Source organism: Nannocystis bainbridge (assembly GCF_028368995.1).
GTDB lineage: Bacteria > Myxococcota_A > Polyangia > Nannocystales > Nannocystaceae > Nannocystis > Nannocystis bainbridge.
In genome coordinates this window covers 628,463-648,363 of record NZ_JAQNDL010000004.1, presented here as the reverse complement: position 1 = coordinate 648,363, position 19,901 = coordinate 628,463, and the positions used below count along the sequence as shown (strand labels likewise).

Annotated in this window: 14 protein-coding genes; 5 read left to right on the top strand and 9 right to left on the bottom strand. The window is 72.9% G+C overall.

Annotated features, from left to right (window positions below):
• Window positions 1-48: 48 nt before the first annotated feature.
• The 3 genes from POL25_RS39955 to POL25_RS39945 all read right to left on the bottom strand — a co-directional run bounded on the left by POL25_RS39955 (window position 49) and on the right by POL25_RS39945 (window position 7,726).
• Complete coding sequence (locus tag POL25_RS39955) at window positions 49-4,623, bottom strand: hypothetical protein (protein WP_272091668.1); 4,575 nt, start codon at window positions 4,621-4,623, stop codon at window positions 49-51.
• Entirely contained in the window at window positions 4,602-6,203 is a 1,602-nt protein-coding gene (locus POL25_RS39950; RefSeq protein WP_272091667.1) for an ATP-binding protein, read from the bottom strand. Before POL25_RS39950 ends, POL25_RS39955 begins: the two co-directional genes overlap by 22 nt.
• 110 nt (window positions 6,204-6,313) lie before the next feature.
• A complete protein-coding gene (locus POL25_RS39945; RefSeq protein ID WP_272091666.1) occupies window positions 6,314-7,726 on the bottom strand; it encodes a beta-helix domain-containing protein in 1,413 nt (470 codons plus the stop codon).
• A 249-nt stretch (window positions 7,727-7,975) separates the two neighbouring features.
• On the opposite strand from POL25_RS39945, the gene POL25_RS39940 reads away from it, so the two are divergent.
• Window positions 7,976-8,497: a hypothetical protein gene (locus POL25_RS39940; RefSeq protein ID WP_272091665.1), complete on the top strand. Its 522-nt coding sequence runs from the start codon at window positions 7,976-7,978 to the stop codon at window positions 8,495-8,497.
• A 67-nt stretch (window positions 8,498-8,564) separates the two neighbouring features.
• Here POL25_RS39940 and POL25_RS39935 read toward each other — a convergent pair whose 3' ends face one another.
• Together POL25_RS39935 and POL25_RS39930 are read right to left on the bottom strand one after the other, a co-directional pair.
• A complete protein-coding gene (locus POL25_RS39935) occupies window positions 8,565-10,316 on the bottom strand; it encodes a S53 family peptidase (protein ID WP_272091664.1) in 1,752 nt (583 codons plus the stop codon).
• A gap of 232 nt (window positions 10,317-10,548) precedes the next feature.
• Window positions 10,549-11,019, bottom strand: a complete 471-nt coding sequence (locus POL25_RS39930) for a nuclear transport factor 2 family protein (protein WP_272091663.1) — start codon at window positions 11,017-11,019, stop codon at window positions 10,549-10,551.
• A 135-nt stretch (window positions 11,020-11,154) separates the two neighbouring features.
• Here POL25_RS39930 and POL25_RS39925 point away from each other — a divergent pair, with 135 nt between their 5' ends.
• Entirely contained in the window at window positions 11,155-12,750 is a 1,596-nt protein-coding gene (locus POL25_RS39925; protein ID WP_272091662.1) for a sigma-54-dependent Fis family transcriptional regulator, read from the top strand.
• 12 nt (window positions 12,751-12,762) lie between these two features.
• Here the strand turns inward: POL25_RS39925 and POL25_RS39920 are convergent, their stop codons facing one another.
• Window positions 12,763-13,068, bottom strand: a complete 306-nt coding sequence (locus tag POL25_RS39920) for a putative quinol monooxygenase (protein WP_272091661.1) — start codon at window positions 13,066-13,068, stop codon at window positions 12,763-12,765.
• A gap of 185 nt (window positions 13,069-13,253) precedes the next feature.
• Window positions 13,254-13,748 (bottom strand): hypothetical protein, encoded by a 495-nt coding sequence (locus tag POL25_RS39915; protein ID WP_272091660.1) that lies wholly within the window; start codon window positions 13,746-13,748, stop codon window positions 13,254-13,256.
• A 255-nt stretch (window positions 13,749-14,003) separates the two neighbouring features.
• On the opposite strand from POL25_RS39915, the gene POL25_RS39910 reads away from it, so the two are divergent.
• Entirely contained in the window at window positions 14,004-16,466 is a 2,463-nt protein-coding gene (locus POL25_RS39910) for an FG-GAP repeat domain-containing protein (protein WP_272091659.1), read from the top strand.
• 180 nt (window positions 16,467-16,646) lie between these two features.
• Here POL25_RS39910 and POL25_RS39905 read toward each other — a convergent pair whose 3' ends face one another.
• Window positions 16,647-17,543 carry an NAD(P)H-binding protein gene (locus POL25_RS39905; protein ID WP_272091658.1) on the bottom strand — a complete coding sequence of 299 codons (897 nt, stop codon included), beginning with the start codon at window positions 17,541-17,543 and terminating at the stop codon, window positions 16,647-16,649.
• A 65-nt stretch (window positions 17,544-17,608) separates the two neighbouring features.
• Between POL25_RS39905 and POL25_RS39900 the strand changes: the two genes are divergently transcribed.
• Complete coding sequence (locus POL25_RS39900; RefSeq protein WP_272091657.1) at window positions 17,609-18,514, top strand: LysR family transcriptional regulator; 906 nt, start codon at window positions 17,609-17,611, stop codon at window positions 18,512-18,514.
• A gap of 53 nt (window positions 18,515-18,567) precedes the next feature.
• On the opposite strand, the gene POL25_RS39895 is transcribed toward POL25_RS39900, so the two are convergent.
• Entirely contained in the window at window positions 18,568-19,029 is a 462-nt protein-coding gene (locus POL25_RS39895) for a cupin domain-containing protein (RefSeq protein WP_272091656.1), read from the bottom strand.
• A 72-nt stretch (window positions 19,030-19,101) separates the two neighbouring features.
• On the opposite strand from POL25_RS39895, the gene POL25_RS39890 reads away from it, so the two are divergent.
• Window positions 19,102-19,890, top strand: a complete 789-nt coding sequence (locus tag POL25_RS39890) for a Smr/MutS family protein (protein WP_272091655.1) — start codon at window positions 19,102-19,104, stop codon at window positions 19,888-19,890.
• Window positions 19,891-19,901: the final 11 nt, after the last annotated feature.

Below are 19,901 nucleotides of genomic sequence, written 5' to 3'. Positions count from 1 at the left end.
CCGACGAGACCAGACCTCCCGCCGCACCCCGCACCTCTCTCACCCCGCTCACCCCAGCCCTGCCGCCAGCCCTTCTGCCAGCCGCGCCACGAACGCTTGCTCGTCGTGCGCCTCGATCCCCTCCGCCACCTCGTTCATCAGCGTATACACGTGCGCCATCACGAACACCATGTCGACCGGATCGGGCGCCTCCTCGATGGCCAGTCGCGTCAGCGCGCGGGCGATCAGCGAGTGACGCTGCTGTAGCACGATCCCGCCATCGAAGCGGGCGATGCCTGCCTCTCGACCTGTCCCGATGGCCAGGCGGTCCAGCCGCAGCTGCTCGAGCGCCGACCCGTGGCGCGCGCGAGCCCACTCCAGCTCCGCGCGGACCAGCGCCAGCAGTTGTTGCTCCGGCGTCGGCTTCGGCGCCCCCCTCGACTTCATCCCGCTGTCCGGCCTCGCCGCATCACCACCCTGCCGTGCCGCTGCCTCCTCGCGCAACTCTTGCTCGCGCCCCTGCTGCTCCCGAAGCCCCGCCTCCCTCACCCGCTCCTCGCCGAGCCCCGCCTCCCTCGCCTCGCTCTCTCTCCGCTCCTCCGCCTCGCGTCGCCGCGACGCCTCCGCCTGCGCCCGCGCCTCTCGCAGCCCCGGCGGCACGCACTCTGCAAGCGCCGCCTTCAGCTCCGTCAGCGCCTTCCCCACCTCCGCTGGCTCCTCCACGCTCCCCAGCATCGCATCCACCTGCGCCAGCCACTGCGCGGCCGCATCGCGCTCGCTCGCCTTCAGGCGTCCGCCCGTCTTCACCTGCTTCGCCAGCGCCTCGTACAGCCGGCACACCTGCTTCGCCAGGCTACTGACTTGCCGCGCCTCCAGCCGGCTCGCGCCCGGCTCTCCCGCCAGGCTCGCCCCGCTCACGATCCCCGCGCACGGCAGCACCGGCGTGAAGCGGCCCACCTCGCGTCCACCGACCGCCAGCGCCACCGAGTCTTCCCGCCGCGGCGCCCGAGGGATCCACAGGTACGCCTCCAGCCCGCCTGCGATCATCGCCTTGCGAGCCACCCACGCCACCTCGCGCAGATCCGGCAGCGTGCACTGCGGCGCTGCCACCAGCGCCCGGAGCCCCGCCAGCACCTCCTCCCAGCGCGCATCGAGCAGCTTCACCTCCCCGATCGCCTCGAGGCACCCACGCGCCGCCGCGTCGACCACCACGACCCTGCGCGTCGCCCTGGCCTCCTGCGGCGGCGCCTCGACCCCGCGCGTCACCGCCTCGAACACCCCATTCCCCGCCCCCTCGATCTCTGCCAGCGAGCACGGCGTCCCCCACACATCGATCAGCAGCGGCAGCCCCTTCACCGCCTCCACCCCGCGGCCCGGCTCCGACCCGTCCTGCCGCGCCCGCCGGAGCCGTCGCCCTGCGTATTCCAGCAGCAGCGCCCGCGCCGACGACCGCTCGTCGTTCGGCAGCGACGCATAGCGATCGCACAGCCCCACGATCATCCCTGTCGCCGCCCGTCGGCAGCGCCGCAGCAATTGTTGGTAGCGCTTGCTGCCGACCTCGACCTCGCCCTCCGTCGTCAGCGGCAGCGATCGATCGCACGCGATCGCCAGCAGCGGCGCCGGTGCGTCCTCGTGCACGAACTCCCCGATCTTCCGCCCGTCCAGCCCCAGCTCGATCTGCAGCGTCGGTGCCCCGTCCTCGCGGCGCAGCCCCACCTCGCCCTCGACCTCGCCCTTCTCGTTCGCCAGCGACGTCGTCGCCCACACCCGCGACGGATCCAGCTTCAGCGAAGTCATCGCCGGCAGATCCACCAGGCGTCGCGCCAGTCGTTGCGACCGCACCCGCTCCCCGCCGTCGACCACGCGCGCCTCGCCCAACCATCGCCGCAGCGCCGCGATCGTCGGCGGATCCTCGCGCACGATCGGCGGCTCCGGCAGCGACGCCCCCGGCATCGTCCGCGGCACCCAGCCGATCTGTCCCTCCGCCGCCACCACCGCCTCCACCTCCGCCAGGCTCAGCACCCGCGGGCCCAGCGTCGCGAACAGCGGCACCTCCAGCACCCGCGGCGCCGCTGCCATCACCTCCGCTCGCGTCGAAGCGGTCAGGCGGGCCAGCAGCTGCTCACGCAGCCATGTCCACGTCGAATCGCCGACCCCCGCGCCGCTCATCCAGCGCTCGATCACCCCCGCCACCAGCGCCCACGCGGCCCGACGCAGCCCCTCCGTCACCGTCGCCACCACCGCCTCGTCCGCCACCTCGTCCCAGCTCGCGTTCGGGCGCAACGACCTCGTCGTCGCCACCGCCGTGATCGGTCCGAAGCCCGCCGCCAGCGTGCGCGTCGTCAACGGGCGGCCCTCGAACCGCAGCTCCACCGTCGCCGGCTCGACCTCCCTCGCCAGCCGGAACGGCGTCGCCGGCGGGTGCAGCGTCAGCACCAATTCCAATTCCTCCTCGCGCCACGCCAGGCACCACAAGCCCGGATCGAGCCCCACCACCCGCGCCGCCTCCTCCGCCGCGCGCATCGACTCCGCCTGCGAGCGCGCCTCCTGGGCCCAGAATTGGCGCTCGCGTCGGCGCACCGCCAGCGTCGGCGCCCACGACTGCAGCATCGCCTCCCCGCCGAGCAGCCCTGCCAGGATCTTGCGGTCGCCGCGGCCCAGCCACGCGATCTCGCGGCCGAGTGACGGCTCCGGCGCCTCCGAGCGCTCGATCGCCTCGATCCGCCCCACTCGCTCCAAGCGGCGCGCCAGCTCCTCGATCGATCGCCGCGCCCCGTCGAAGTCCTCGAACAGCGGCACCTGCATCAGCGACGCCAGCCGCCCCTCGCTCGCGCGCAGCGGATCCGCCGACGGCAACCACCTCGCCACCGCCTCTGCCTCCGGCCACAGCGCCTCCGGCACCCCGAGCCGCTGCCACAGCGCCGCTCGCGTCTCCGCGTCGAGCGCCAGCAGCAGCCACCCCTTCACCAGCCCGCGCACCTCGCCCGCGCCCCTCGCCTCGCCTGTCCTTTCGGCCAGCTCCGCCAGCGGCTCCGCCAACGCCCCCAGCCCCGCCAGCACCGCCTCGACCAGCGTCGCATCGCGGACCGCGTCGTCGAACAGCTCGCTCGGCGTGAACGGAGCCTCGATCACCAGATCGAGCCCTGCCACACCCCACTCGACCTCGACCCGGCGCAGCAGACAGCCCTCGGTGATCAGCGACAGCCGCCCCCCCGTCGCCCCGCCCGTCACCGCCTCCGCCGCGATCCCCACCTCGCCGCGGCTCGCTGACCCTGGCGTCAGCGTCGCGCGGGCCACATAACCGCCCTCTCGCAGCCGCGCCGGCGACCGCCGTTGCAGCCACGCCTCGCGCGCCTGCTCGCGCAGCTGCGCCGCCGCCAGCGCCTCGTCGACCGCGATCACCTCGCACCCCAGCAGCCGCGCCAGCCGGTCCGCGTCCTTGCGGGACAGCCGCGGGATCGGCCGCCCCTCCGCCTTGAGCGCCGCGTACGTCCTCGTCGCGAAGCGCAGCACGCGGCCCTCGCTCTCCGGGTGGGCCGTCACCGCCTCGGTCAGCCCCGCCAACGTGACCGTTTCGACATGTCCCGTAGAACATGTCCTCGCGTCCATCCACGTGATCGCCCGGGCCAGCGGCTCCACCTCCGCCCGCTTGCGGAGGTCGCGGAGCTTCATGAACTGCAGCGCCTCCTCGCGGATCCGCGGCATCACCGACTCCGGCCGGATCTCCCCCGCCAGGACCGCCGCGGCCGCGCGCGCCAGCAGCGTCCAGCGAACCGCGCGCACCAGCCCCACCACCTGCTCGAACCCCGCGTCGGCGACGATCTTCGCCATCGACACATCCTTGCGCAGCGCCTCCGCCTCGACGATCGCCAGGATCCCCGGCCCCACGCCCTCGAGCGGGTGCGTATCGATCCACACCCCGTCCTTCACCAGCCGCACCTCCGCCGGCGCCTCGCCCGGCAGCAGCGCCAGCATCCCCGTCAGCCCCGGCTCCGCCAGCTCGAGCCGCAGCATCGCGTGCGGGACCCGCGGCCCGGACGCGATCGGCTGGCCGTCGAGCGTGATCGACACCCGCGCGTAGACGCAGCGCTCGCGCAGGTACACCTCCTCGCCCAGGCTCCCGCGCAGGTCGTGGAAGAACGCCACCATCAGCCCGAGGCGCAGCCGCTTCTCGACGTGGATCGTCGTCTCCGCGATCGCCGGTTCGGCCTCCGTCAGCGCGTCCTCCTTGCCCGGCGCCAGCCGCAGCCGCGTCGTCCCGCTGCGCACCACGATCTGCTTCGGGACCAGCCCCAGCGCCGCGTTGAGGCCGAGCGCCAGCTGCCGGAGCCCGCGCAGGTCGGCCTCGTCGCCGTCGGCGAAGATCGAGCCCCACAGCTCCTCGAGCTCCGCCCGCGAGAACGGCCGCCCGTCGAAGCGCATCCGCATGTCGTCGGCGTCGATGTCGAACCCGATCCTCGTCGCCCCGCGGATCACCGCCGCCTGCACCAGCTCGAGCACATAGCGGCGCGCGTCGTCGAGCTGAAACTTCTGCATCTTCGCCCGCGCCTGCGCCCGGTCGAGCGTGAAGCGCCCCTGCGAGTCGACCTCCCCGCCGGCCCGCAGCTCGTCGGCCAGGTCGCTCAGCCGTCCATCCTTCGCCATCGCGCCTCCGCGGCCTTGCTCGCCAGCTCGGCGTCGACCGCCGCGCTCAGCTCGCCGTGCAAGAAGAACGACTTGATCGCCAGGTACGCCGCCAGCTCCGGCTCTCGCGTCGCCACCGCGCGCAGGTGCAGCAGCGTCGGGTGCAGCGCCGACAGCACCACTACCCGTCCGCTCGCCAGCCAGCCGCTCGCCATCAGCCCGACGTCCTCCACCTTCGTCAGCTCGCCGAAGCGCGCCTGTGTGATCGCCACTCGCTCCGCGATCGCCGATTCGGCGTAGTCGAAGCGCCCCACCGTCACCACGCGGATCTTCCGCCCGCTCGCCTTGAGCAGCGCCGCCAGGCCCGCGCACAGCGGCTCCCACGCCTCCGCCTCCGCGGGCGCCAGCGGCAGCGCCGTGCACAATTGCGTCACCGGCGCCGCCCACGCCCCCGTCGCCGTGCGGACCAGCGTGGCGATCGCGTCCCTCGGCGTGCACGCGATCACCACGTGCCTGTCGGCCTGCAGCGCCGCCACCACCGGCGACATCGCCGTCGCGCACATCACCGCGCGCAGGACCGCCTGCTCGCGCAGCGCCTGCATCGACAGCGGCGGCCCGCCCACCGTCGGCAGCACCTTCGCCGCCCACCAGCCCCGCTGCGCCTGGCGCTCCTTGAGCGCCGCCTCCGCGCAACGGAGCAGCAGCGCCCGTTCCTCGTCGGGCACGACCTCGCCGGCCGCGATCCGCTCGAGCGCCGCGAACACCTGGTCCATCAGCTGTCCTCGCGCCACCGCCTGCACGATCGTCATCGCCTTGGCGTAGTTCTCGTCGCGGATCACGTTGTCGCGCGTCAGCGTGTGCTCGAGGAACCGCGAATCGATCTTGAACGCCACGTACGGCAGCGACGCGTCGCGCTCCTCGTGCAGCGTCAGCCCCCCGTGGTAGTAGCCGCGCAGCGCCTCGGCCTCCGGCACGATCGCCATCACCAGCGCCGTGCCCTCCTCCTCGTGCCGCACCTGACAGAGCCCCGCGAGCTCGAGCGGCCCGCTGACGCGCTCGCCGTCGAGGAGCAGCTCGATCTTCACGTGCTTGCACCAATACGCCAGCGTCTCGCGGGCCCGCGCGCGCGCCGTCTCGACCTCGGTCGCCGACGCCGCCTTGTAGAGCCGCACCGTCGTGCCCTCGACCGGATCGTGCAGGCGGATGCGCTCGAACGAGCGGTCGCGGCGGAACACCACCCGCCACCACTCGCCGGCGCGGCCGGTGTCGACGCAGACCACCTCCGGATCGATCGCAAACACCGACACGAAGCCGATGCCGAACCGGCCGATCTTGGTGTAGTCGCCCTCCTTGGCCGACGAGAACAGGCGAGTGAGGCGCGTGTCGATGATCTCGCGCGTCATCCCCTCGCCCGCGTCGGCGACCTCGACGATCATCGCCCCGCGCTGCGCGTCATGCTCGATGCGCACCTCGAGCTGCGGGCTGCCGGCGTCGATCGAGTTCTGCACCAGCTCGCGGAGGAACGCCCACGGATCGGCGAACTGGTGGACGAGGCCCTCGAGCGCGTCGCCGACGTTCGTGATCTCGGGGGCCCGGGCCATCGGCAGGTGAGCACCGTACCTCCGGCTCCGACCGCCCGGCAAGCGACCGCCGCCTCGCGCGGCCGCTCACCGTCCGGGCGGAAGCGCCCCGCCGAGCCTCTGCGGGCCTCTCAGCCGCAGCCGTCGCCCTCGGAGCAGGCGTTGTTCTCGTCGCGCGGCAGCGTCTGATCGCAGCCGAGCACGTCCTCGAAGGTGTTGCTGACCGAAAAGTCAGGTCCGCCGCCGAGCCAGCCGCGGGCGATCCCGTGGCCCGCGCTGTGGGCGATCGTCGTGTTCTGGATGAACGCGCTCGCCGGCACGCCCTCGATGAACAGCACGCTCGCCTCGTCGGCGTCGGTGCAGGTGAAGCCGACGCAGCCGCACTCGCCGCCCGCGTACTCGATGCGCGCGTGCTCGAGGCGGTTGTGCGCCGCCGGCACGCTGCCGAACCACAAGCCGATCCAGTCACCGGCCGCCGGCGCCGCCGCGGCCGACGTGAACACGATCGGCTTGTCCGCCGTGCCGACCGCCACCAGCGCCCCTGTCGCCGGCTCGTCCTCGCTCGTCCAGTGCTCGATCTCCATCCCCGTCCCCTCGAGGAACTCGATCGTCACCCCCGGCTCGATCGTCAGCGTCGTCAGCGGCTGCGCCGGCCCGCCGATGCTGAAGCGCGAACCGCCGAACTCGCCGAAGTGGTACGGCACCCCGCGGTCGCGCATCGTCCCGTCTTCTTGCAGGCCGCCGCTGCTGTTCGCGCCCTCGGCATCGATGTGGATCTTGTCGATCAGGTTGCCCGTGTAGTCGCCGTCGGGCAGCGAGTCGAGCGTGTGCTCGCCGAGGCGCACCGGGTACGGGCTGTCCTCGGTGCCGCTGCCGGTCACCACCAGCTGCGTCGACCCCGGCAAGAAGCCCGAGCTCCACTCCGCCAGCACACCCGCGCCGACCGAGTCCTTGATCGTCACGTGGTCGACGTGGACCAGCTTCTTCGTCGGCGTCTCGCTGTTGCCGCGCATCACCAGCGACGCGTGATAGAGGAACCGGTCCGCGCCGCCGCCCTCGAGCGTCACGTGCGCCAGGGACAGCTGCGACGGCGTGTAGGCCACCAGCGCGCTCCACGGCGCTTCGCCGTCGCGCACGAACCGGATCGGCCGCTCGGCCTCGCCTTCCGCCTTGAGCGTCGTCACCTCGGTCGAGCTCGTGCCGCCGAACACCAGCGCCGCATCGGCCTGCATCCGCACCTCCGCGCACGGCTCGATCGTGAGCGTCGACCCGTCCGGGATCGATACGAAGCGGGTCACGATGTGCGGGCTCCCGTCGGCCGTCCACACCTCGTTCATCCCCAGCTGCCCCTCGTGCATCGTCGGGCCCGCCGTCGGCGCCGGACAGGCTTCGGTCCCGTCGGTCGTCGGCGCATCGGTCGCCGTGGCCGGCGCCCCGGTGCTGGTGTCGGTGTCGGGCGCATCGGTGGTCGCCTCTTCCGGTGGGCACCCGCTGAGGATGAAGAGGGCCAGCGCTGCCGAGGTCGTCGAAGTCGAATTCTTCAAGTCGTGCTCCTTCTAAAAAGTACGGGCCTTGTAGCGGCCCGCCCCGGCCCGCGGATCACCGTTCCGCTGCGCCTTGCCGGCGACAAGCTCACGCCCTCACGCAGCCGCCGGTGAAACCCGAAGCACCCCGCGCGAGCCGCGGCGAACGACCCCCCCCGAGACTTCCTCGCGCGTGCGCGCGAACGCGACGCAGACCTTCTGCGCACGACGTGGTGACACTCGCGGGCGCGCGCGGTGTTGCAGCCTGGCATGCAGCCCCGCACCGCCCTTTATGCGCTCACCCTGCTCCTGCCCGCCTGCGACGACGGCGACCCGCCGCGCGAGGAGCCGACCATCGCCGAGCTGTCGGCCTGCGACGAATCCGACCTCGACGTGCTGCCCTTCATGGGCCCGGCGTTCGACGACAAGGGCGCCCTCGTCGCCCCGCTACCGCAACCGCACGTCGTCGCCACCACCGTCGGCTGGCACACCCCGGAGCACGCCGAAGCGCTCGAGGCCGAGACCTTGCCGCCGATGATGGACCTCTTCACCCACGACGGCTTCCTCGGCGCCACCTTCGCCACCTCGGCCCGCTGCGGCAGCGCCCGCACCCTCTCGCTGTGGCGCGACGAAGCCGCGCGCATGAAGTTCGTGTTCGGCGCCGTGCACGGCAAGGCCATCAAGAACGGCCTCAAGTTCACCATGGGCTGGGAGACCACCAACTGGAGCGGCTCCGACGCGCTGCCGACCTGGGCCGACGCCCGCCGCCGCCTCGAAGACAATCGTCAGTGATCCTCTGCCCGCGAGGACATGCCCGCGAGGACATGCCCCTTCGAGCATGCCCCTCGAGGACATGTCCCTAAGGCAATGCCAGCGCCAGCAGGGCCACGTCGGGGGCGCCGAGCCCGGTCGGATAGTCCCAGCCGGGCCCGGCGTGATAGTGCTCGGTGAAGCCGTACACGATGTCGCGGAAGGTCGCGCGCGTCGGCGCGTGGCCGTACAGGATCGGGTTGAGGAACCCGACGCGCGGCAGCCCGCGCGCGCGGCGGTGGCCGTTGATCACCGCGACCATCCCGGCGAACGCCGGCGCCGCGAACGACGTGCCGCCGAAGTACTCCCACTTGGCCCAGCGACGCATCCACATCGGCGCCTCGGTCGACGAGCTCAGCGCCAGGTCGGCCATCGCGCGCCGGTCGAGCTTGACGTCGGCGTCCTGCCAGTACGGGCGCGCGAACGTCTTGGCCGGGCCCGAGCCCGACATCTGCCACGCCCACTCCTTCTCGATCACCCCCTCCTGGCTGGCCACCAGGTGGGTCCCGCCGACGCACGTCACGTACGGCGACGAGCACGGCGTGTCGGGCTTGCCCGAGTCGCCGCTGGCCGACACCAGCGTCATCCCGAGCGCCGCGCCCATCAGCGCCGACTCGTCGTATTGATGGCGCAGCGGCTTCGGCTCCGAGTCCTCGCGGTGGGCGAACGAGAACGTCAGCACCTCGACCGCATTGCTGGCGATCGCGTGGTTCCAGGTGAACAGCAGCGAGGTGTTGCGCGCGTCGGGCCCCTCGTAGACCACCACGTCGGCGCCGGGCGCCATCGCCGAGGCCCACTGGACATCGAGCGCCGTCTCGGTCACGCGCTCGAACACCGGCTCCATCACCGCGATCCGTTTCGGCAGCGCGCGCACCACCCCGAACGATTTCCAGAAGATCTGCAGGTCGATCGCGTGATACGTCCCGGCCGCGACCACCCCGAGCGACGACCCGCGCCCGTTGAACCCGGCCTCGAACAGCGGCTGCATGTCGTAAGCGCCGTAGAACGCCCGCGGCCCGTACGCCTCCGGCCCCGGCGGGTCGGCCACGATCTCGCCGACCTCCGCCGTCAGCTCGCCCTTCTCCGCCGGCAGGTCGGCGGTCGCCAGCCCGTTGGTGCGCTCGGCGACGAACTTCGGCAGCGTGAACCGATCCAGCGTGCAATAGACCGGGAACGGCGGGTCGTCCCACAGCGGGTTTTTGCGCAGGCACACGTGCAGCGTGGTCTTGAACGTCGCATTGAAGCCGGCGACCGTGCCCGAGAACTGGACCAGCAAGCGGTTCTTGGCCTCGAAGTCGATCGTGAACCCCTGCGCGCGCAGCCAGTTCTCGACCAGCCCGACGTCGCCCGGGTCCGGCGCGTGCTCGGCCATCCACGCCTCCACCGTCATGTAGCCGCGGAACAGCGGGCTGCCGGGCGCGTACATCAGCGCCACCCGGTCCTCGAGCAGCGCGCGCTGGCGGGTCGGGAACCCGATCAGCGCGCGAAAGCCCGCGTCGGGCGCCGCCGGCCCCAGATCGTCGTAGACCCCCGGGAGCGGGCTCGGCAGCCCATCGGGCTTGTCGGTCGGCACCATCTCGCTCGGCGGCAGGCACAGCGGATCGTCGCCGCACTGCCCGACTGGATCGTCCGGCCCCGTCGTCACCCAGCCGCTCGATCCGGACCAGCCGACCATCGTCTCGAGCCCGTCGTCGATCGCACCCGTGCCGCTGCCGAACGACGCCGTCGCGGTGCCGACGGCCTCCGGTTCGCCGCAGCCGGCGACCAGCGCCAGCGCCGTGACATCGACGAGACGGCCCACCCCACGACCCGCGCGAATCATCATACATCGGCCCTCTGCGCCGCGGACCCGCATCCGGAGAGTTCCGGGCGTGACGGCACGGCTTGACCGTGTTCGAGGTTCACCGGCCCGCAAGCAGACTCAAGTCATTTGCCGCGCGCACCGATGAATCACCACACCCGGCGCGAGCGAGCGACCGGCGATCGGCAGCACCCTGCCAATCACCACACCGCGAGCGAGCGACCGTCGCCGCTCACGAGCGGCCGGCCATGAACGCCTCGAGCTGGCGCCGCGCCTGGCGCTGCAGCGAGCGCTCGAAGAACCCCGACCACCCGAGCAGCAGCCCTGGCGCGCCCATCGCCTGCCGCGCCCACGCCCACAGCGGGAAATCGTCGTCGTGGCGCACGATCTTGCCGTCGCGGAATTCGAAGCGCGCCTCGACCACGTTGTGCACCTTCCGCCCCGTGCGGCCGAACGTGTACCAGGCCTCCCAGTGCGCCGAGCCCTGGTGATCGTCGGCCTTGACGTCGCGGAACTCGATCTTCAGGTCCTTGCCGCGCTCGCACAGCATCCGCCACATCTCGCCGGCCTCGCGCCCGCGCAGGCCCGGGAACGCGTGGTCGCTGAACGCCACGTCGTCGGCGTAGCAGGCCGCCATCGTGGCCGCGTCCCGGGCGGCGAAGGCGGTGTAGAAGCGCTGGATAGTCTCGGCGTTGGCGTGCATGCGGGGCGCGCAGTCTACCCCAGCCCCGGCGCCGTCGCCGGCTCGCCGGCGGCCCTCGGGCGGATCCGCACCCCGCTGACTCCCGCGATCGCCGGGCTTGATCGCCGCGGCGGCCCCGGCCTACTGTGCTCGCGCGTGAGCGAAGAAGGGCCCTTCGTCGCCGCTGGCGACGACGACGCGCTGCGGCTGCCGGACAGCGCCGACCTGCTCAAGCACCTGCGCTTCTGGCCGCGCGACGGCCGGATCACCCTCGGTGACGAGCGCATGGTGCTCGTCCATCTCGGCGCCATGGCGACCCTGCGGCGCGAGCTCATCGCCGCCGTCGGCGTCGCCCGGGCGCGGGCCATCCTGACCCGCATGGGCTACGTCTCCGGCCAGCGCGACGGCGAATACGCCCGCCGGATCCGCGGCACCGCCAGCTACTACGAGCTGTTCGCCGCCGGCCCGCAATTGCACGCGCTCGAGGGCATGGTCGCCGTGCGCCCGCTCGAGGTCCAGTTCGACATCGAGCGCGGCCACTACCGCGGCGAGTTCGCCTGGCGCAGCTCCGCCGAGGTCGAGGCTCACCTCGAAAGCGAGGGTCGGGCCGCCGAGCCCGTGTGCTGGACCATGCTCGGCTACGCCAGCGGTTTCACCACCGTCTTCATGGGTCGGCCGATCGTCTACCGCGAGGTCGCCTGTCGGGCCTGCGGCGCGCGTCATTGCCGGATCGTCGGCCGACCGCTCGGCGACGACACCCCACCGCCCGAGTTCGAGTTCCTCGCCACCCACCCGATCGCGCGCCCGGGCCCCGGCGATCCGCCCGCCGCTCTCGCGCGCGACGACGGACCCGTCATCGGTCACGCCACCGGCCTGCGCGGCGCCTTCGCCCTGCTCGCGCGCGTCGCCGGCTCCGAGCTGCCCGTCCTGCTCGAGGGCGAGCCCGGCGTCGGCAAGCGCCACCTCGCCCGCGCCGTGCACGACCGCAGCCGCCGCGCCGCCGGCCCCTTCGTGGTCGTGCGCGCCGGCGCCCTCGACCCCGCCGGTCTCGCCGATGCGCTCGCGCGGGCCCGCGGCGGCAGCCTCCTGCTCGCCGACCTCGATCGCCTCTCACCTGAACTTCAGGACAGGTTACTCCACGCCTTCGACGCCGGCGATCACGACCTGCGCTGGCTCGCCAGCACCCGCGTCGACCTGCGGCGCGGCGGCCTCGTGCGCGACGAATTGGTCCAGCGCCTCGGCGCCTTCCCGGTGTGGGTCCCGCCGCTGCGCGAGCGGCGGGAGGACATCCCGCTGCTGCTCGGCCGCTTCCTCGACCAGCACGCGCGCGGCCTCGGGCGGCGGCTCGTCGGCGTCACCGAGGCCGCCAACAACGCCCTCCTCGATCACGACTACCCCGGCAACGTGCGCGAGCTGTGGGGACGGATCGCTCGCGCCGCGGTGCTCGTCGACGACGGCGCGCCGATCGATCGCGGCCACCTGTTCAGCGGCGACGAGGCCCCGCCCGCGCGCCTCGAGCTGGCGCCCGCGGGCGTCCTCCAGCCGATCGGAGCCGCCGCCGGGGCCGACCTCCCGGGCGTCGACGAGCTCATCGGCGCCCTGCTCGATCGCCGCGCCGGCATCGACGCGCTCGAGCAGGCGCTCATCCGCGGCGCCGTCGACCGCGCCGGAGGCAACCTCGCCGCCGCCGCGCGCCTGCTCGGGCTCACGCGGCCGCAGCTCGCCTATCGCTTCCGCAAGACCGACGGCTGACCGCGTCCGGCCTCACGCGATCTGGCTGTAGCGCACGATCTGCGGCGGCGCGGCCAGCAGCGGCGCCAGCCTGGCCAGCACCGTCCCGACGTGCGCGCTCGTCATGTGCGCGTCGACCGAGGCCGACCCGTCCCAGTGTTCGATCGTGATCAGCTGGCTCGGGTTCGACGCTTGCTGGTGGACATCGAAGCGCAGGTTGCCGGCCTCCTGGCGCGAAGTCCGGGCCAGCTCGCCGAGCAGCGCCGCCAGCGAGGCGATTTGATCCGGCAGGGCTTGCAGGGTGGCGACGACGTGGACGTGATCGTTGGCAGTGGACATGCCGCCAACCTGTCGTCCTGTTGCGCCGCTGTCACTTGCGCAAATCGTCGAGCCCGCCGCGGTCTCGCCGGCTCGATCTCACCGAATGATGCAGCCGCGCGATCGCGCCTCGCCGCCTCGCATTCGCCGCGCCCTGCCGCGATCGAGCGGATCGCGGCGGGCGCACGACGTTCGCCGGGCCGCGCTCAGTTGAGAACTTTGATCTCCGTCACGATCCCGCCCTCGACCGCGACTTCGATTTCGTTGAACGTCCCGTCGCACGTGCTGCTCGCCTGCACGTAGCGGCCGGTCTTGGGCCCGCTCGTGCAGCGGATGAAGGTGTGGAACGCCACCTCGCGCTCGCCGGCCGTGCGCCGCTGCGTGTCGGCCGGCGGCCCCCAGGCCATGAACCCCGCGAACTCCTGCGAGCCCGGCGCCAGCTGCCCGCGCTTCGCCGCCGTGCGCTCGGCCTCGGGCAGCGCCTGCCACCTGTCCCAAATTCCCTGGCTCTGCAAAAAGCTCTGCCGCTGCGCCTTGGGCGTCTTCAAGTACGCCGCGCGGTCCTTCTCACTGTCCAGGTTCTGGTAGAAGCGGCGGTCGAGCCCGCGGAGGCGCTCCGGCGACGCGCAGCCCAGCGCGCCGGTCATCAGCGAGCCGCACATCAGCGTGCCCATGAGTGTACGAAAGATCGGGTGTGACATCGGTACCTTCGGGTGGTGACGACCGGCTCCGTGCGCGGTTCGTCGAGTGACGCCTCGACGGTGACGGACCGCCACGACTTCTCGCCCGCGCATCAACCGGCGGTAAACGTCGACGCGCCGTTCGTTCACGTTCGCCGGCCGCGTTCGTCGCGCCTCGTGCTCGGCCCGAGGACCGTCGTCGCACGCGGACAAGCGCAGAAACAGCCCAGGGCCCCGCCGGTTGATCGGCCCAGGCGCCTGTGATGAGCTTCGCCGGTGCAGCGAACATTGTGGGGTTTGAGCTCGGGTTGGTTGTTGGCACTCGTCGGCGCGGTCGGATGCGGCGACAACGGCGGCACGGTCACCGCCAGCGGCGGCAACACTGGTTCGACCACCGACAGCGGCACGGACGGCACGGCCTCCACCGCCGGGGTCACCACCACCGTCGTGCCGACCACCGGTCCCACCACCGGCATGTCCGGCGACGAGACCATGACCGGCGCCACCGCTGTCACCACCGACGGCACCGCCACCACCACCGACGGCATCACCAGCGACAGCAGCAGCACCACCGGCGGCGACGACCTGTGCGAGGGCGGCACCCTGTGCGGCGAACCGGCCACCTGCTGTCCCGCCGGCAACGAGTGCCTCGACGACAACTGCCTGCCCCAATGTGACAGCGGCGTCCACTGCGGTCCGGACCTCGAGTGCTGCGCGATCGGCAACGTCTGCTCGGGCGCCGAGTGCGTCATGCCGGGCGCCCCGTGCCAGGACTCCTACGACTGCCAGCCCGGCGAATACTGCGAGCAGACCCTGGGCCAGTGCCTGCCGCAGCCCGACCCGCTGACCTGCGAGATCGTGCCCGAGTTCGACACCCTCAACGCCGTCCCCGAGTGGTCGTGGATCGAAGAAGAGGTGTTCTCGAGCCCCGCGGTCGCCGACCTCGACGGCGACGGCGTGCCCGAGGTCGTCGTCAACACCACCCGCTACAAGGACTCCGACGACTACACCGTCGGCGTCATCATCGTGCTCGACGGCGCCACTGGCCTCGAGAAGTTCCGCATCGACCACGAGCCCGCCAACAACAAGTTCGGCTCGCACGGCCGCACCACCGTCGCCGTCGGCGACGTCAGCGGCGACGGCCTGCCCGACATCGTCTACACCGGGCGCGTCAGCGGCGGCAAGAGCCCGATCCACGCCATCGACGGCATGGGCAACCTCCTGTGGACCTCGCACACCGCCAACAACGTCTCGGCGACCACCCGCGTCGACAACGGCGGCATCACCCTCGCCAACTTCGACGACGACGACCAGGCCGAGATCGTCATCGGCGCCACCCTGTTCGACCACGACGGCCTCGTCGTGTGGAACCTGAACAACAACGGCGGCATCGTCGGTTCGCCGGCCTCGTACGCCGGCGGTCTCTCGGCCGTCGCCGACCTCACGGGTGACGGCTACCCCGAGATCATCAGCGGCAAGCAGGCCTGGTCGGTCGCCTGGACCCCCGGCGATCCGCCGACCGTCGCCGTCACCGAGCTGTGGAACAACACCGACGGCACCGACGGCTGGCCGGCGATCGCCGACCTCGATCAGAACGGCACCCCCGAGGTCATCCTCGCCGCCACCGGCAACGTGCGCGTGCTCGACGGCCTGACCGGCAAGCTGTGGTGCGGCATCGATCCGACCGGCGTCCTGTGCGACGGCAACGACGGCATGCGCACCCAGCCGCGGGCCATCCCCGGCGGCGGTCTCGGCGGCCCGCCGACGGTCGCCGACTTCGACGGCGACGGCCGGCCCGAGCTCGCGGTCGCCGGCGCCTCGCGCTACACCGTGTTCGACCTCAACCGCGACGGCGAAGACATCGTCAAGCCCAACGGCGATCCGAACCCGGCCGCCGGCGCCATCTTCCGCGTCTGGTCGGCCACGACCCAGGATCAGTCGTCCAACGCCACCGGCTCGTCGGTGTTCGATTTCCAGGGCGACGGCGCCGCCGAGGTCACCTACAACGACGAGTGTTACGCCCGCGTCTACTCCGGCAAGGACGGCACCGTCCTGCTGCAGATCGAGAACTCGAGCGCCACGATCCACGAGTACCCGCTGGTCGTCGACGCCGACGCCGACGGCAACTCGGAGCTCCTCATGGTCGCCACCAACGTCGGCGGCTGCAACGCGCCGGGCTACAAGCAGCGCAAGGGCGTGTTCCTCTACGGCGACGCCGGCGACGGCTGGGTCCCGACCCGGCGCGTGTGGACGCAGCACACCTATCACGTCACCGGCACCACCTCCGCGGGCAACGTCCCGGCCAAGGAGTCCGACAACTGGACCACGCCGGGCCTCAACAACTACCGCCAGAACGTCCAGGGCGAGGGCGTCTTCAACGCCCCCGACCTCACCGTCCAGCTCTCGATCGGCCTCGGCTTCTGCGCCGAGCAGCTCGAGCTCATCGCCACCGTGCGCAACGAGGGCGCCCTCGGCGTGCCCGCCGGCGTCATCGTCGACTTCTACCAGGGCCAGGACGCCACCGGCACCCTGCTGCAGAGCACCGTCACCACCACCGCGCTCCTGCCCGGCGGCTCGGAGAAGGTCAAGCTGCTGGTCCAGGCCCCGCCCGGGAACATGACCGCCGACTACTTCGTCGAGGTCGACGAGCCGAGCAAGGGCAACGGCGCGATCTCCGAGTGCAACGAGGCCAACAACACCGACCTCACCACCGCCGCCGCCTGCCCCTCGCCGGGTTGAACGGCGCATGTCCGCGAGGACATGCGCGATCGGCCCTGTCCCGACGCACAGGTCCCTTCGCACATGTCCTCACGGACACCTATCGCCTCACCGCGGCGGCGCCCGGCTCCCGCCGCGCGGACGTCGGCGCGCTACGCCCGAGCCCGCCCGACTGCAGGCGCCGCCTCGCGCCGCAGGACCTCACGCCCCGACGAGCGCGCTCCGGTGCGCCGCCAGGAACTCGCGCACGCTCGTCGGCCGGCGCCCCGTCAGCCCTTCCACCGCCCCGCTGACGACCGCCAGCGTCCCCTGGGCGATCGCGCGGTCGAACGACACCAGCACCTCCGCCAGCGCCGGCGGCAGCCCGTGCCCGATCATCCCCTCGCGCAGCTGCGCCGGCGACACGTTCACCGCCTGCACCGGCCGCCCCGTCACCTCCGCCAGCAGGCCCGCCAGCTGCGCCTGCGTCACCGCCTCCGGCCCCGTCACGTCGAGCACCTGCGAGCCCGTGTCCGCGCTCGCCAGCGCCGCCGCGGCCGCCCGCGCGCAGTCCTCCCGCGTCACGTAACCCGCAGCCCCGTCGCCGGCCGCGTGCACCAGCCGCCCGCTCGCCACCGCCCCCGCGCCCGCCTGCAGCAGCAGCTCCGCGTAGATGTTGTTGCGCAGGATCGTGAACCCGAGCCCGCTCCTCGCCAGCGCCGCCTCCGTCTCGCGGTGATCGACCGCCAGCCCGATCGGCGACTCCGGCCCCGGGTTCGTCAACGACGTGTAGACCACGTGGCGCACCCCGGCGCGCACCGCCGCCGCGACCGCGCGCGCGTGCTGGGCGATCCGGCGCCCCGGCTCGAGCACCGCGTCGGTGCTGACGATCAGCAGCCGGTCGACCCCGACCAGCGCCGCGTCGAGCCCGGCCGCGTCGTCGAAGTCCACCTTTCGCGCCTCGGCCCCGCGCCCCGTCAGCTCGTGCAGCGCCTCCGGCGTGCGGCTGCCGGCGATCACGCGGCGCTCACCGGCCGCCAGCAACAGCTCGACCACGCGCCGGCCCAGGTGGCCCGCAGCGCCCGTGACGAGCAGCGTCTTCTCGTTTCGATCCGGCATACCGGCCAGTCTAGGCCGTTGCGAATTGGCGACAAGCTGCCCATTCGTCGCGATACTGTTCCGCAATGACAACAGTCGATCTCGACCGCCTCGCCCGCTTCGTCGCCGTCGTCGACACTGCCAGCTTCTCCGCCGCCGCCCGCCGCCTCGGCCTGCCCAAGTCCTCGGTCAGCCGCGGCGTCCTCGGCCTCGAGCAGGCCATGGGCGTCCAGCTCCTGCACCGCACCACCCGCCGCGTCGCCGTCACCACCGCCGGCGCCGCCCTCTACGAGCGCACCGCACCGCTCATCGCCGCCCTCCAGCGCTCGCTCGCCGAGCTGCCCGAGCGCGAGGAGCAGCCCTCGGGCCGCCTGCGGATCACCGCCACCGTCGACTTCGGCGCCGCCGTGCTCGCCGACATCGTCACCCGCTTCGTCGCCCGCTACCCGAACGTCGAGGTCGACATGCGGCTCGCCAACAACCTCGTCGACATGGTCGCCGAGGGCATCGACGTCGCGTTCCGGATCGCCCGCCGCCCGCTCGGCGACGCCTCGTTCACCGCGCGCAAGCTCGGCACCATCGCCGTCCAGCTCCACGCCTCGCCGGCCTACCTCGCCCGCCGCGGGACGCCTCGCAGCCCGCGCGAGCTCGCCGGCCACACCTGGGTCGCCTACCGCGGCGGCCCCAGGCTGCGCCTCGACGGCCCCGGCGACCCGGCCGTCCTCAAGCCGGTCGGCCGGATCGTCTGCGACGACATGTCGTTCGCCCGCCAGGCCCTGCGCGCCGGCGCCGGCCTCGGCATCCTGCCCGACTTCTACGCCGAGCCCGACGTCGCCGCCGGCCTGCTGGTCCGCGTCCTGCCGCGCTGGGCCATCCACTCCGGCGGCCTGTGGCTGGTGTGCGCCGGCGGCAAGCACCTCCCGCGCAAGGTCACCGCCTTCCGCGAGTTCGTGATCGAGGCCTTCCGCGCCGCCCCGCTGGCGACCGCTTGAGGCCTCCCTCCGCTCGCCGCGCCCACACCGACGACTTCACGGCCTTCGCTTCGTCACCCGTCCTTGCGTCGCGGATACGGCGTCCCGTCGCGGCGCGCGTACCCGTCCGGCGTCCACCGCATGTCGATGTCCGGGTACTCCACCTCGTCGCGCGGATCGTCGGTCCCGACCTCGAGCACCGTCGCCTCCACCGACCCGCGGTTCTGCAGGTGATGCCCGCTCGCCACCCCGTGGGGGAACCCCGCGCACTCACCCGCGCGCAGCGTCGTCTCGCCCGCCTCCGTCACCAGCACCACCTCGCCCGTCAGCACGTACACGAACTCGTCCTCGCGCGCGTGCCAGTGGCGCTGGCTCGACCACGTCCCGGGCGCCAGCCGCAGCAAGTTCACGCCGAACTGCGACAGCCCCGCCGCCGCCCCCAGACGGACCCGCACGCGGTCCTGGCACGGCGCGTCGAACGGGGCCGGATAGCGCGTGCCGACCAGCGTCGGCGCCTCGTCGAGATCGATCTTCATGTCGCGTTCCTAGCACGCTCGCGCCGCCGCGCCTGGCCTCGCGCAGCCGACCGCGCCTACACTCTCGTGGCCATGACCCCCGGCGAGGCCTTCGCGCACGCACTCGACGCCATGCTCGCCGCCTGCGGCCTCGCGCCCTCGCCCCCCGGCGTCGTCCGCCTCGGCGACCTCGAGCTCGGCGTCCACCGCGACGGCGATCGCCTGCGCGTCGACCTGTCCGGATGGACAGCTTCGTTCGCGCTCGCCGACGACGACGACAGCGACGATCAGGCCGCCCTCGCCCTCGACCTGATCGGCGCCGCCCTGTTCGGCGACCTGCGGATCGTCGCCGAACGCTGGCCCGGCCGCCCCGGCCGCTTCACCCTCGAGCTCCGCGTCGGCGAGCGCTGGCAGCCCGGCCCCGCCCAGGGCCAGCGCCCGTGGAACCCGTTCGCCCGGGCCGCCCGCACCGTCCATCGCTGCGCCCTCCCGCGGCCCGCCGCCTATCAGCCCGCTCCCGTCACCGCGCTCCCGTGGGCTCCGTGGGCCGGGCGCGCCGGCTTCTTCGGCGCCCTCGCCGGCTCCGACCGCGCCGCCGAGCTGCCCGTTGACGGCGAGCTCGACCTCCACAACTTCAGCCCCAAGGACGTCAAGCGCCTCGTGCTCGAGTACCTCGAAGTCTGCCGCGCGCGCGGCATCACCGAGGTCCGCATCGTCCACGGCAAGGGCATCGGCGCCCTGCGACGGACCGTGCACGCGATCCTCGATCGTCACCCGCGCGTCGTCGCCTACCGCCTCGGCGGCCACCGCGGCGGCGGATGGGGCGCCACCATCGTCGACCTGTCCCCGGGGCCAGATCCCGACAACGGCCCGCCCGGCTGACGTGGCCCGCC

Bases quoted from the DNA above. Each gene is read 5' to 3' on its own strand.
- POL25_RS39915 (WP_272091660.1), bottom strand. From the start codon at position 13,748: ATGTCACACCCGATCTTTCGTACACTCATGGGCACGCTGATGTGCGGC.
- POL25_RS39890 (WP_272091655.1), top strand. From the start codon at position 19,102: ATGACCCCCGGCGAGGCCTTCGCGCACGCACTCGACGCCATGCTCGCC.
- POL25_RS39950 (WP_272091667.1), bottom strand. From the start codon at position 6,203: ATGGCCCGGGCCCCCGAGATCACGAACGTCGGCGACGCGCTCGAGGGC.
- POL25_RS39930 (WP_272091663.1), bottom strand. From the start codon at position 11,019: ATGCACGCCAACGCCGAGACTATCCAGCGCTTCTACACCGCCTTCGCC.
- POL25_RS39940 (WP_272091665.1), top strand. From the start codon at position 7,976: ATGCAGCCCCGCACCGCCCTTTATGCGCTCACCCTGCTCCTGCCCGCC.
- POL25_RS39955 (WP_272091668.1), bottom strand. From the start codon at position 4,623: ATGGCGAAGGATGGACGGCTGAGCGACCTGGCCGACGAGCTGCGGGCC.
- POL25_RS39895 (WP_272091656.1), bottom strand. From the start codon at position 19,029: ATGAAGATCGATCTCGACGAGGCGCCGACGCTGGTCGGCACGCGCTAT.
- POL25_RS39920 (WP_272091661.1), bottom strand. From the start codon at position 13,068: ATGTCCACTGCCAACGATCACGTCCACGTCGTCGCCACCCTGCAAGCC.
- POL25_RS39905 (WP_272091658.1), bottom strand. From the start codon at position 17,543: ATGCCGGATCGAAACGAGAAGACGCTGCTCGTCACGGGCGCTGCGGGC.
- POL25_RS39900 (WP_272091657.1), top strand. From the start codon at position 17,609: ATGACAACAGTCGATCTCGACCGCCTCGCCCGCTTCGTCGCCGTCGTC.